The organism is Enterobacter cloacae complex sp. HYC033_NIDB, from assembly GCF_056673335.1.
In genome coordinates this window covers 1,590,543-1,603,921 of sequence record NZ_CP115123.1, presented here as the reverse complement: position 1 = coordinate 1,603,921, position 13,379 = coordinate 1,590,543, and the positions used below count along the sequence as shown (strand labels likewise).

The window sequence follows — 13,379 nt, the reverse complement described above, 5'->3', positions numbered from 1 at the left end:
TTGCCGCGCTCTAAAAGTACCTGGCGCTTAATCCTTTCGTTGCTGTATGCGGCGTAATGAACGTTCGCGACGCGATTGTTCACGGCTGCGGTCCAGCAAGATTTCCTCAATGAAAGCCAGATGGCGGTGCGACGCTTCGCGCGCCTGCTCCGGTTCCCCGGCCATTATCGCCTCGAATACTCGGGTGCGATGGTTGCTTACCAGCGGGAGCATCTCCCGACGGGCATACAACAATTCAAAATTCTGACGAACGTTCTGGGCCAGCATCGGCTCCATGCAGCGTAGCAGATGGAGGAGCACCACGTTGTGCGCCGCTTCGGTGACGGCAATTTGATACTGGACGACGGCATTGGACTCGGCGTCTAAATCGCCGGACTGCTGTGCCCGTTCAATGGCCTGATGCAGCTCGCGAATACGTACGCGGTCTTCATCAGTGCTGCGAAGGGCGGCGTAATAAGCCGCGATACCTTCCAGCGCGTGACGGGTCTCAAGCAGATCAAACTGGGATTCTGGGTGGTCAGAGAGAAGTTCTACCAGCGGGTCGCTGAAGCTCTGCCACAGGCTGTTTTGCACAAAGGTTCCGCCACCCTGGCGACGGAGCAACAGGCCCTTTGCTTCGAGACGTTGAATCGCCTCACGCAGAGAGGGGCGTGAAACGTCGAACTGTTTTGCCAGCTCGCGTTCTGGCGGGAGTTTCTCGCCCGGGCGCAGTGTCCCTTCGAGAATCAAAAACTCCAGCTGCTGCTCAATCACATCGGAAAGTTTTGGTTGGCGAATTTTGCTGTAGGCCATATTCCCTGTCTTACGCCTTTTTGCCCGGAGTCAATTGGTCTTACCAATTTCATGTTCGTATCGCTAAAGTAACAAAGTATTCACCTTCTGTCTATATTGGTTTTGATTGAAATCAGTAAACCCGGCACATTTTAACAACCTTACAGAACTAACGTTTCAGGAATGTAACTTTGCACAAATGAAATGGTTACTACCAAAGAGGCAGTTTTAACCATAATGAAACGAGGGTTTTTGCAATCTGAAGCGATTCAACAAGGCAAAAAATGAAAATTCGCCCTCTTCTGACGCATTTCTATTCTATAGGTTGGGGTATGAGGGGTTAACGTACCGATTTACAATTGGTTTCTTTTTATTCAAGTCGTCTTCATCCCTTCATAAAGCAGGTGCATTCGCTGGCACTTACCACTATTCTTGCGCTAACGGAAGCCATCTCCGCTTTTTTCGGTATCGTTAACCGTAAAGAAATAAATACAGAATATGGACTTTCATAATTACACACGCACAGCGTGAACATAACAACCACACACGAGGTTTCAAATGGAAGCTCAACAGCATGGCGATCAGCTAAAGCGCGGCCTTAAAAACCGCCATATACAGCTCATCGCCCTGGGCGGTGCTATTGGTACTGGCCTGTTTCTGGGCAGTGCATCGGTTATCCAGTCGGCCGGTCCGGGCATTATTCTGGGGTACGCGATTGCGGGTTTTATTGCATTTCTGATTATGCGCCAGTTAGGTGAAATGGTTGTTGAGGAGCCGGTCGCAGGCTCATTCAGCCACTTCGCCTATAAATACTGGGGCAGCTTCGCAGGTTTCGCCTCGGGGTGGAACTACTGGGTTCTGTACGTTCTGGTTGCCATGGCCGAGCTGACCGCCGTTGGGAAATACATTCAGTTCTGGTACCCGGAGATCCCCACCTGGGCGTCTGCGGCGGCCTTCTTCGTCATTATCAATGCCATTAACCTGACCAACGTAAAAGTGTTTGGTGAGATGGAGTTCTGGTTTGCCATCATCAAAGTGATTGCCGTTGTAGCGATGATCATCTTCGGCGGCTGGCTGCTGTTCAGCGGCAACGGCGGTCCGCAGGCCACCGTGCGCAACCTTTGGGAGCAAGGCGGGTTCCTGCCGCACGGCATGACCGGTCTGGTGATGATGATGGCAATTATCATGTTCTCCTTCGGCGGTCTGGAGCTGGTGGGCATCACCGCCGCGGAAGCCGACAACCCGGAGCAGAGCATCCCGAAAGCCACTAACCAGGTTATCTACCGTATTCTGATCTTCTATGTGGGCTCCCTGGCGGTCCTGCTCTCCCTGCTGCCATGGACGCGCGTGACGGCGGATACCAGCCCGTTTGTGCTCATTTTCCACGAGCTGGGCGACACCTTCGTGGCGAACGCGCTCAACGTCGTGGTGCTGACCGCCGCGCTCTCCGTTTATAACAGCTGCGTTTACTGCAACAGCCGTATGCTGTTCGGCCTGGCGCAACAGGGCAACGCACCGAAAGCGCTGCTTACCGTTGATAAGCGTGGCGTACCGGTTAATACCATCATCGTGTCGGCGGTCGTGACGGCGCTGTGCGTTCTGATTAACTACCTGGCACCGGAATCTGCCTTCGGTCTGCTGATGGCGCTGGTGGTTTCCGCGCTGGTGATTAACTGGGCGATGATTAGCCTCGCGCACATCAAGTTCCGCCGCGCCAAGCACCAGCAGGGCGTAACCACGCGCTTCCCTGCCCTGCTCTATCCGCTGGGGAACTGGGTTTGCCTGCTGTTCATGGCAGCTGTGCTGGTCATCATGCTCATCACCCCAGGCATGGCGATTTCCGTCTACCTGATCCCGGTCTGGATTGCGATCCTCGGCGTGGGTTATATGGTGAAACAGAAAAATGCCAAAACGGTGAAAGCGCACTAAGTGTTTTCTCGCTGTACTCGCGGTTGCGGGTACAGCGTCTTGTTACCTTCCTCACAAATTCGCGCCTACAGCAAAATCCTCCATATCACCGCCTTTATATTGCAACGCATATATTCGTTTGCCAGCGAATAATTCTCTCCATACCGAAACCCGGAGAGCTGTCGATGAATAACAACAAACTGTCAGTAAAAGAAAAGATCGGCTATGGCATGGGTGACGCCGGATGCAACATTATCTTTGGCGCCATCATGTTATTTGTTAACTACTTTTATACGGATATTTTTGGTCTGGCTCCTGCACTGGTTGGCGTTTTACTCCTGTCCGTACGCGTCATTGATGCCGTCACGGACCCAATTATGGGCGCGATTGCCGACCGTACCCGCAGCAAATATGGCCGGTTTCGTCCATGGCTGCTGTGGATTGCCTTCCCCTACGCGCTGTTCAGCATCCTGATGTTTACCACGCCTGACTGGAGCTATAACAGCAAAGTTATCTATGCCTTTGTCACCTACTTCCTGCTGTCGCTGACCTATACGGCTATCAACATTCCCTACTGCTCGCTGGGCGGAGTGATTACCAACGATCCCAAAGAGCGCGTCGCCTGCCAGTCATATCGTTTTGTTATGGTTGGTATCGCCACGCTGCTGCTGTCGCTAACGCTCCTGCCGATGGCCGACTGGTTCGGTGGGGATAACAAAGCCAAAGGCTACCAGATGGCGATGACCGTGCTGGCGCTGATTGGTACCTGCATGTTCCTGTTCTGCTTCGCCACGGTGCGCGAGCGCGTGCGTCCGGCGGTGCAAACCCATGACGAACTGAAAAACGACCTGAAAGACGTGTGGAAGAACGACCAGTGGGTGCGGATCCTGCTGTTAACCCTGTGCAACGTCTGTCCTGGCTTTATCCGCATGGCGGCCACCATGTATTACGTCACCTGGGTCATGGGGCAAAGCACCCATTTCGCCACGCTGTTTATCAGCCTGGGCGTGGTCGGCATGATGTTCGGCAGTATGCTGGCGAAAGTGCTGACCGACCGCTGGTGTAAGCTGAAGGTCTTCTTCTGGACCAACATCGTGCTGGCGATTTTCTCCTGCGCCTTTTACTTCTTCGACCCGAAAGCGACGACAACCATTGTCGTGCTCTACGTCCTGCTGAACATTCTGCACCAGATCCCGTCACCGCTGCACTGGTCGCTGATGGCCGACGTGGACGACTACGGTGAATGGAAAACCGGGAAACGCATCACCGGGATCAGCTTCTCCGGCAACATCTTCTTCCTGAAGCTGGGTCTGGCGATTGCCGGGGCAATGGTCGGCTTCCTGCTCTCCTGGTACGGCTACGACGCGGGCGCAAAAGCGCAGAGCGCGGATGCCATCAACGGGATCGTGCTGCTGTTTACCGTCATTCCCGGCATTGGATACTTAATTACCGCGGGCGTAGTACGTCTGCTGAAAGTGGACCGTGAGACCATGAAGCAGATCCAGTCCGATCTGGAAAAGCGTCGCACCAACTATCGCGAGCTGAACGATTATCAGGAACTCAAAGCCGCTGAGACTAAATAAGGAAAGCCGAATGCAAACCTGGCCAAACCCGTTTATTGAACAACGCGCCGACCCGTATATCCTGCGTCACGATGGGCAATATTACTTTATCGCCTCCGTGCCGGAGTACGATCGGCTGGCGATCCGCCGCGCGGACTCGCTGGAAGGTTTACGCGATGCCGAAGAGGTGATTGTCTGGCGCAAGCCCGACACCGGCCCGATGAGCCAGCTGATCTGGGCACCGGAGCTGCATCATATCGACGGCAGGTGGTACATCTATTTTGCCGCCACGCATACCCAGGCGCTCGATCAGCTCGGGATGTTCCAGCATCGCATGTTTGCCATTGAATGTGCAGATCGCGATCCGCTCACCGGTACGTGGGTGGAAAAAGGGCAAATCAAAACCCCGTTTGACACCTTCGCGCTGGATGCCACCACCTTTGTTCATCAGGGTAAACGCTGGTATCTGTGGGCGCAAAAAGCCCCGGACATTTCCGGTAACTCCAATCTTTACCTGTGTGAAATGGAAAATCCGTGGACGCTGAAAGGCGAGCCGGTGATGCTCAGTAAACCGGAATATGACTGGGAGTGCCGTGGGTTCTGGGTCAACGAAGGCCCGGCGGTGCTGTTCCATGGCGATAAGCTGTTTATCAGCTATTCCGCCAGCGCCACCGACGAGAACTACTGCATGGGATTACTGTGGGCAGACCTGAATGCCGATCCGCAAAACCCGGCTAAATGGCATAAATCCCCGCGCCCGGTGTTCGTCACCAGCTACGAAAACCGTCAGTATGGGCCAGGCCATAACAGCTTTACGCAGACGCCGGAAGGCGAAGATATGCTGGTCTACCACGCGCGAAACTACACTGAAATTGAAGGCGATCCGCTTTACGATCCCAATCGCCATACTCGCCTGAAACTCGTCCGCTGGAACGAAAACGGGATGCCTGACTTCGGCATCCCGCCTGCGGATACGCCGTAACAGCTTCGGCGCGCTGGCTCAGACCAGCGTGCCGTAAATCGTCAGCAGCGCCACAATCACCACCACCACAAAGGATGTTTTCTTCGCCATCGAGACGGCAGCTTTTGGCGTTGCGACTTTGTCCGTGTGCGGCTCACGCGCCAGCGAGAACTGTGCCAGTCGGGTTAAAACCTGATACTGCGAGGTATGGCGGTCTGCAAGGGAGACAAACCACGCGGGCAGCGCCTTTTCACCGTGACCGATGAGGGCATAGACCACGCCTACCAGACGCACCGGAAGCCAGTCGAGCACGTGCAGGATGGCATCAATGCCGGACTGTAGACGTTCATGCGGCGTAAGATAGCGGGCAAGCCAGGTCTGCCAGGCGCGCAGGAACGCATAACCCATCAGCAGTACCGGCCCCCAGGGTCCGCCCACCACGAACCAGAACAGCGGCGCCAGGTAGTAACGGAAGTTGATCCACAGCAGCGCGTTTTGCAGCTCCCGCAGAAACTCGCGTTCATCGCAGTCCGGCGGTACGCCGTGGATCATCGTCAGCTCGCTCGCCATCGCGCCGCGCGCGTGGGCATCATCCCGGGAAGCGGCTTTCAGATACGCGTGATAGTGCAAACGCACCTTGCCCGCGCCAATACACAGCACGCCGAGCAGGATCCACACCACCAGCAGCGGCACGTTGAAAAAGAGGCCGTAAAGCGAGCGCAGCAACAGGAACGTAATCGCCATCACGCCTGCCGCCATCAGCAACGTGCGCAGCATGGAAAAATGCCTGATGCGGCGGAATAACACCTCCAGCCGATGATCCAGATGCCAGTGCTCGCCGAGCTTAAACAGGCGTTCAGCGATCATAACCAGCAGCATGGTAAACAACGTCATGTTATCTCCTTATCTGACGACGTGGTAAGCATGGCGTGAAACCGGGACCAGTCAAACGCCGGGCCGGGGTCGGTTTTTCTTTCGGGGGCGATGTCGCTGTGCCCTGTAATATTGTCTGCAATGGCGGGATAGCGCCCGATTAACGTTTGCGTTACAGCAACCAGTTTCTCATATTGCGCATCGGTGTAAGGCGTGGTGTCCGTTCCTTCCAGTTCAATTCCAATGGAGAAATCATTGCACCGCTCGCGCCCCTGATACATCGACACGCCAGCATGCCAGGCTCGCTTATCAAAAGGAACATACTGAACCACTTCGCCATCACGACGGATCAGACAGTGCGCCGATACGCGCAGATGCGCAATCTCAGCGAAGAAGGGGTGGGCATCGGGATCTATCGTTCCAGTGAATAACGCATCGATCCACGGACCGCCAAACTCACCCGGCGGGAGACTAATATTGTGAACCACCAGCAGTGTGGGCTTTTCATCCTCCGGGCGGCAGTCGTGGTGCGGCGACGGTACATGCCGCGCGTCCACCAGCCATCCGTTTTCTAACAACATGCTGGAACTCCTTATCTATGGTCACTCCCGTTTTTGCAACACCGATTTTGACGACAAGTTGGCTTGCTTGAATCTATCCGGCGTCTGAATGGGATTTTATTCCCGCGCCTCGATGAGTTCCGCGCCTGATGAACCTCCAGAAAATATACGGCTTCAATGAGCCTTTCCGTTTTACAGGTTCCTCAACAGGCCGGTGGGCCGTTAGTATCATCAATATCAGTATTCGCAAAACCAGATGAATGATTGTTTAAACTGGTGTATTTCTGCCTTTATGCTTCGTAAGTTTGCTGTCGCGCCGTCAGTGCCCAGGCTATTCTGGCCAGCTTGTTTGCCAGAGCACAGGTGACGACAAAGTTGCTTTTCCGACACAACAACTCCCTGACCCAGTCGGCCAACTTGCCAGACTGGTGTTCCAGTTTTTGTATGAATACCCTGGCACACTGAACCAACAAAGTTCGGATCTTTTTGTTGCCCCGCTTGCTAATCCCTAACAATGTCGTCCGACCTCCCGTGCTGTACTGTCGGGGTACCAGCCCTGTTGCCGCCGCAAAGTCACGGCTGCTGGCGTACTGCTTCCCGTCGCCAATCTCAGTTGAAATAGTACTGGCAGTCAGCGTTCCAACGCAGGGAATACTCAGCAAGCGCTGTCCAACCTCATCTTCGTCCAACTTTCGTTTCAACTGAGATTCCAGATCTTTAATCTGCTCAACAAGATAGTGATAATGCTGTTGTAATTTCAGCAGTAACTGGCTGAGATAAAGAGGCAAACTACTGTCCTCAAGAAGGGTACTCAGTCGACTAATAACGGCAGCACCTCGCGGAACGCTGATACCAAATTCCAGCAGAAAAGCATGCATCTGATTAGTTGTTTTCACCTTATCCTGAACCAGGGATTCACGGACACGATGCAGAGCTCGCATTGCCTGCTGAGATTCGGTTCTGGGCTGCACGAAACGCATAGATGGACGTGATGCTGCTTCACAGATAGCTTCAGCATCAACGAAGTCATTTTTGTTGCTTTTAACGAATGGGCGGACAAATTGCGGTGATATCAGCTTTGGAAAATGCCCTAACTCTTCCAGCTTGCGTGCCATAAAGTGAGAACCGCCACAGGCTTCCATCGCGATGGTTGTTGCCGGGCATGTCGCCAGAAATTCGATTAGCTTTGGTCGGGTGAATTTTTTACGGTAAACGGCCTTCCCACGATGATCCTGACAATGAATATGGAAAGAGTTCTTACCCAGATCGATACCAATAAGCGCAATGTTTTCCATGATGGTTCTCCGAATGAAAGCCTGTCCTCAGCATAGTACTGGGAAGGAGGGAGTGACCATCTCATTATCTATGGTGCTGTTACTCGGTTCAGAGTAGCATGTTTCAATATTATGATTCGTTACCAATTTGGAGTTTTATCATGCCGCCTCGCCGCTATAACCCCGACCACCGACGTGACGCGCTTCTGGAACGTATTAATAGTGATATCCCGGCAAGCGTTGCCCATGCCCTGAAAGAAGATCTCGGCGGCGACGTCAGCGCCGATAACGATATTACCGCCCAATTGTTGCCAAAAGAGACGCGCTCGCATGCGGTGATCATCACCCGCGAAGCGGGAGTCTTCTGCGGAAAACGCTGGGTTGAGGAGGTCTTTACCCAGCTGGCAGGCGACGAGGTGCAGGTAACATGGCACGTTGAAGACGGTGATGCGGTCACGGCGAATCAGCCACTGTTCGAGCTGGACGGCACGTCCCGCGTCTTGCTGACCGGTGAACGCACCGCGCTCAATTTTGTGCAAACGCTCTCTGGCGTTGCCAGTGAAGTACGCCGCTACGTTGACCTGCTGGCAGGCACCCGCACGCAGCTGCTGGATACCCGTAAAACCCTGCCGGGCCTGCGGACCGCGCTGAAATACGCGGTACTCTGCGGTGGCGGCGCCAACCATCGTCTGGGGCTATCCGATGCCTTCCTGATCAAAGAGAACCACATTATTGCCTCTGGCTCGGTGCGTCAGGCCGTGGAAAAAGCCTTCTGGCTGCATCCGGATGTGCCGGTCGAAGTGGAAGTGGAAACGCTGGAGGAGCTGGACGAGGCCATTAAAGCGGGGGCTGACATCATCATGCTCGATAACTTCGACACGGAGCAGATGCGTGAAGCGGTCAAACGCACAAACGGCCAGGCGCAGCTTGAAGTGTCCGGCAACGTGACGTTCGACACCATCCGCGAATTTGCTGAAACCGGTGTGGATTACATCTCCGTTGGCGCCCTGACCAAGCACGTCCGTGCCCTCGACCTCTCGATGCGCTTCAAATAACTTATCCTCCCCTCTCCGCCCGGAGAGGGGAAATACGAAACCGCTCGCAATTACGCTGTCCTTCTCTGCAACACTGAATCATTTCCCTGAAAGCCCCTTCACGTTCACGCTTTTGTCCCTCGTTTCTGCATGCTGGCACTGCCACAGTAGCGCCACTTAACGTAAGGAGCAGACATGAACAGACAACAAGGATTTACCCTGATTGAGCTAATGGTGGTCATTGGCATTATTGCCATCCTGAGCGCGATTGGCGTTCCGGCCTATCAGAACTACCTGCGAAAAGCGGCGCTCACCGATATGCTGCAAACGTTCATCCCCTACCGCACCGCCATTGAGCTTTGCGCCCTGGATCGTGGTGGTGTGGATAGCTGCGACGCAGGCACCAATGGCATCCCCTCCCCGACAACCACACGTTACGTTTCAGCGATGAGCGTGGCAAAGGGGGCCGTATCGTTAACAGGGCAGGAAAGCCTTAACGGACTTGAAGTGCTCATGACACCGATCTGGAGCGACGGTAACGGTATGACGGGCTGGACGCGTGACTGCAAAATTGCGTCCGACACGGCGCTCAGACAAGCCTGTGAAGATGTTTTCCGCTTCGACAACAACTGACAGGAGTGGACAATGAATACCGAACAGCTAATGACGCTCTGTCAGCGCCATCACGCACTGCTACTCGCAAGCGACACCGATATGATCAGCATTGCGGTGGTGGGTAATCCTGCCTCTGAGCTGATGGAAGCGTTACGCTTCGCCACGCAGAAGCGTATTGATATTGAGTGCTGGACGGCAGAACGGATGGAAAAACGGCTTCAGTCCGTCTCATCATCACACCTGCCGGGCATAGCGCCAAACTCAGCCGCTGACGTGCTCAGTACAACCTTGCAGCAGGCAGTAAACCAGCGGGCTTCTGACATCCATATTGAACCGACGGAGCACGGCTACCAGATCCGTTTGCGAATCGACGGTGTTCTCTACCCGCAACTGCCGATCTCTGCCGCCCTCGGGACGACGCTTGCCGCACGCCTGAAGGTGCTGGGTCAACTGGATATTGCGGAGCGCCGCCTGCCGCAGGACGGCCAGTTTACGGTGGAGCTGGCAAGCGTCCCCGTCTCTTTTCGTATCGCAACCCTTCCCTGTAGTGGTGGAGAAAAAATCGTGCTTCGTCTGCTTCACCAGGTACAGCAGGCACTGGAGCTTGAACAGCTGGGGATGAGCGCAGACCAGCAGGCCCGTTTTGCCGGGGCGCTTAACAGCCCTCAGGGGTTGATTCTGGTCACCGGCCCGACCGGTAGCGGGAAAACGGTGACGCTGTACAGCGCGTTACAGGCGCGAAATACCCCTGACGTCAATATTTGCAGCGTGGAAGATCCCGTTGAAATCCCGCTTGCAGGCTTAAACCAGACGCAGATTAATCCGCGCGCGGGGCTGACCTTTCAGAGCGTGCTGCGTGCCCTGCTCAGGCAGGATCCTGACATCATTATGGTGGGTGAAATTCGTGACGGCGAAACGGCAGAAATTGCCATTAAGGCGGCGCAAACCGGGCATCTGGTGCTGTCCACCCTCCATACTAATTCGACGACTGAAACGCTGGTACGGCTGCAACAGATGGGCGTCGCGCGCTGGATGATCTCTTCGGCGCTCTCGATGGTGATTGCCCAGCGACTGGTGCGCCGTTTATGTCCGTACTGCCGACAGGAAGCCAGCCGCCACACCGAATTACCCCGCACGCTGTGGCCCCGGCCGCTTCCTCGCTGGCAACCCACCGGCTGCGATCGCTGCTACCACGGTTTTTATGGTCGCGTAGCCATTTTTGAAGTGCTCGTCATCGACGACACGCTGCGGCAGGCCATCGCCAGCGGAGCAAGCACGGAGGTGATTGGGTCCAGCGCTCGTCAGGCGGGAATGACCTCTTTGTTTGAGCATGGCTGCATGGCCGTAGAACAAGGGCTGACCACGCTCGAAGAGCTGTTGCGCGTCCTGGGAATGCCCGATGGCTGCTAATTCGCTCTGGCGCTGGCGTGCCCTGAACACCGAGGGGGAGGTGCAAACCGGCACCCTCTGGGCCATCGACCGTGACGCAGCTTACACGGCTCTGGTGCTTAAACAACTGCACCCGCTGGCGCTAAAACGCTGTCAGCAGCGCCAGCGATGGCAGGTGCAGCACTGCTACGATATTTTTCGCCAGCTCGCCACGCTGCTACAGGCTGGACTCACGCTATCCCAAAGCCTGCACATGCTGGCGGAACAGCATCCTTTGCAGCACTGGCAGGCGCTGCTGCACAGTCTTGCTGATGACCTGAGCGAAGGTTGCGCCCTGTCAGAGGCCATGAAGAAATGGCCAGAGGTGTTTAGCCCTCTTTATGTCTCAATGGTGAAGACGGGTGAGCTGACGGGTAAGCTCGAAGCCTGCTGCCGTCAGCTTGCGCAGCAACAAAAATCCCAGCAGCAGCTCAGTGCGAAGGTGAAGAAAGCGCTGCGCTATCCGCTGATCATCCTGACGCTGGCCGTTTTCGTGGTGCTGGCGATGGTCACGCTGGTTTTGCCTGAGTTTGCTGCAATCTACAAAACGTTCAACACCCCGCTCCCTTTGCTCACGCAGGCAGTCATGGGGCTGGCGGCCTTGGTTCAGGCGCATATCCTCACCCTTTTGGCCCTGCTCGTGGCAATGGTTGTCATCGCCTGTAAGCTGCGGCGGCATCCACGCTGGCAGTATGTCTTGTTACACGTACCGGTGATGGGCACGCTGACGCGCGGGCAAAAACTGGGGCAGATTTTTACCGTGCTGTCATTAACCCAGCAGGCCGGAATTGCCTTTTTACAAGGACTGGAGAGTGTGGAGGAGACCGTTGAGAGGGGCTACTGGCAGGAGAAACTCCGTGAGATACGCAGCGATATCGAACAGGGGATGCCCGTGTGGTCCTCCTTCCAGAAGGCCTCTGTTTTTACGCCACTGTGTATTCAGCTCATTCGCACCGGAGAAGTGTCGGGTTCACTGGATGTGATGCTGATGAATCTGGCCCGCCACCATACGGAACAGACATTTCAGCAGGCAGACAATCTGGCAGCGCTTCTTGAGCCTTTGCTACTGGTCGTGACGGGTCTGATTATTGGCACGCTGGTGGTGGCAATGTATTTGCCGATTTTCCATCTGGGGGATGCAATGAGCGCGGGGTAATGCTGGCGCACGGACGCGCGCCAGCCGTAGCCGTCAGAGGCTATTGAATACGCGGTTTTCCTGCTCCTGAACGCGGATAAACGTCGTGCGTTTCGTCAGCTCTTTCAGGCGGGAAGCACCAACGTAGGTGCAGGCAGAACGCAGACCGCCGAGGATATCGCGCGCCGTGTTTTCGACCGGACCACGCAGTGGCAGCTTAACGGTTTTGCCTTCCGCCGCACGGTATTTCGCGACACCGCCCACGTGACGGGTCATCGCGGATTCAGAGCTCATTCCGTAGAACAGCATGAACTTCTCACCGTTTTCTTCCACCACGGTACCGCCGCTCTCTTCGTGGCCAGCCAGCATGCCGCCGAGCATCACGAAATCCGCGCCGCCGCCGAAGGCTTTCGCGACATCGCCTGGCATGGTGCAGCCACCGTCGCTGATGATCTGGCCGCCCAGACCGTGCGCAGCGTCAGCGCATTCAATTACCGCAGACAGCTGCGGATAACCCACACCGGTTTTCACGCGCGTGGTGCAAACGGACCCCGGGCCAATGCCAACTTTCACAATGTCGGCCCCGGAGAGGATCAGCTCTTCACACATTTCACCGGTCACCACGTTGCCCGCGATGATGGTTTTGGTTGGCCAGGCCTCACGTGCCTTGCTGACGAACTGAACGAAATGCTCGGAATAACCATTTGCTACGTCAATGCAGACAAAATTCAGCGCTGGATTGGCGTTCAGGATCTGTTTGGTTTTCTCGAAATCTGCATCAGAGGTACCGGTCGAGACCATCACATGCTTCACCACGTCAGCCGAGGCGGAGGCGACAAACGCATCCCACTCTTCAGCGCTGTAGTGTTTGTGTACCGCAGTAAGGATGTCGAATTGCGCCAGTGCGGTCGCCATCTCGAAGGTCCCGACGGTATCCATGTTGGCCGCGATAATCGGCACGCCAGACCACGTCTGACCGGAATGCTTAAAGGTGAATTGACGTTCGAGTTCAACGTCTGAGCGACTTTTCAGTGTAGAGCGTTTAGGGCGGATAAGAACGTCTTTGAAACCTAACTTCAGATCTTCTTCGATACGCATGTGCGGATTCCTGGGGTTAGAGGCAAATATATTAAAAGCACAACTCCAGTGACGCTATCATACGCACTAATACCTGCTCCGCAAGACTGCGAAATTCTCTTTTTTTACGCTACAATCCTATAAATTTACCTGGTAAAAAGCGGGTAAAGAGAGCTAAACA

General features: G+C 55.1%; 12 protein-coding genes. 7 read left to right on the top strand and 5 right to left on the bottom strand.

Annotation, left to right across the window (positions count from 1 at the left end):
- Positions 1-27: 27 nt before the first annotated feature.
- Entirely contained in the window at positions 28-792 is a 765-nt protein-coding gene (pdhR, locus tag O1721_RS07570; RefSeq protein ID WP_015572686.1) for a pyruvate dehydrogenase complex transcriptional repressor PdhR, read from the bottom strand.
- 537 nt (positions 793-1,329) lie between these two features.
- Here pdhR and aroP point away from each other — a divergent pair.
- The 3 genes from aroP to O1721_RS07555 all read left to right on the top strand — a co-directional run bounded on the left by aroP (position 1,330) and on the right by O1721_RS07555 (position 5,223).
- Positions 1,330-2,700, top strand: a complete 1,371-nt coding sequence (aroP, locus tag O1721_RS07565) for an aromatic amino acid transporter AroP (RefSeq protein WP_015572685.1) — start codon at positions 1,330-1,332, stop codon at positions 2,698-2,700.
- A 164-nt stretch (positions 2,701-2,864) separates the two neighbouring features.
- Positions 2,865-4,262 carry a glycoside-pentoside-hexuronide (GPH):cation symporter gene (locus O1721_RS07560; RefSeq protein ID WP_017383771.1) on the top strand — a complete coding sequence of 466 codons (1,398 nt, stop codon included), beginning with the start codon at positions 2,865-2,867 and terminating at the stop codon, positions 4,260-4,262.
- Positions 4,263-4,272: 10 nt separating this feature from the next.
- Positions 4,273-5,223 (top strand): glycoside hydrolase family 43 protein, encoded by a 951-nt coding sequence (locus tag O1721_RS07555; protein ID WP_479953720.1) that lies wholly within the window; start codon positions 4,273-4,275, stop codon positions 5,221-5,223.
- A gap of 18 nt (positions 5,224-5,241) precedes the next feature.
- Here the strand turns inward: O1721_RS07555 and ampE are convergent, their stop codons facing one another.
- The 3 genes from ampE to O1721_RS07540 form a co-directional block, all read right to left on the bottom strand.
- Complete coding sequence (gene ampE / locus O1721_RS07550) at positions 5,242-6,096, bottom strand: beta-lactamase regulator AmpE (RefSeq protein ID WP_003856320.1); 855 nt, start codon at positions 6,094-6,096, stop codon at positions 5,242-5,244.
- Positions 6,093-6,656: a 1,6-anhydro-N-acetylmuramyl-L-alanine amidase AmpD gene (gene ampD / locus O1721_RS07545; protein WP_017694507.1), complete on the bottom strand. Its 564-nt coding sequence runs from the start codon at positions 6,654-6,656 to the stop codon at positions 6,093-6,095. The genes ampE and ampD overlap by 4 nt, the downstream gene beginning before the upstream one ends.
- A 269-nt stretch (positions 6,657-6,925) precedes the next feature.
- Entirely contained in the window at positions 6,926-7,930 is a 1,005-nt protein-coding gene (locus O1721_RS07540) for an IS110-like element IS5075 family transposase (protein WP_000427619.1), read from the bottom strand.
- A gap of 140 nt (positions 7,931-8,070) precedes the next feature.
- Between O1721_RS07540 and nadC the strand changes: the two genes are divergently transcribed.
- From nadC to hofC, 4 genes are all read left to right on the top strand, one after another.
- Entirely contained in the window at positions 8,071-8,964 is an 894-nt protein-coding gene (nadC, locus tag O1721_RS07535; RefSeq protein ID WP_032647254.1) for a carboxylating nicotinate-nucleotide diphosphorylase, read from the top strand.
- A gap of 174 nt (positions 8,965-9,138) precedes the next feature.
- Positions 9,139-9,576, top strand: a complete 438-nt coding sequence (gene ppdD, locus O1721_RS07530; RefSeq protein WP_015572680.1) for a prepilin peptidase-dependent pilin — start codon at positions 9,139-9,141, stop codon at positions 9,574-9,576.
- Between the two features lie 12 nt (positions 9,577-9,588).
- Complete coding sequence (gene gspE, locus O1721_RS07525) at positions 9,589-10,968, top strand: type II secretion system protein GspE (protein WP_015572679.1); 1,380 nt, start codon at positions 9,589-9,591, stop codon at positions 10,966-10,968.
- A complete protein-coding gene (hofC, locus tag O1721_RS07520; RefSeq protein ID WP_032647252.1) occupies positions 10,958-12,142 on the top strand; it encodes a protein transport protein HofC in 1,185 nt (394 codons plus the stop codon). Before gspE ends, hofC begins: the two co-directional genes overlap by 11 nt.
- Positions 12,143-12,175: 33 nt before the next feature.
- Here the strand turns inward: hofC and O1721_RS07515 are convergent, their stop codons facing one another.
- Positions 12,176-13,219: a GMP reductase gene (locus tag O1721_RS07515; RefSeq protein WP_017383777.1), complete on the bottom strand. Its 1,044-nt coding sequence runs from the start codon at positions 13,217-13,219 to the stop codon at positions 12,176-12,178.
- Positions 13,220-13,379 lie beyond the last annotated feature (160 nt).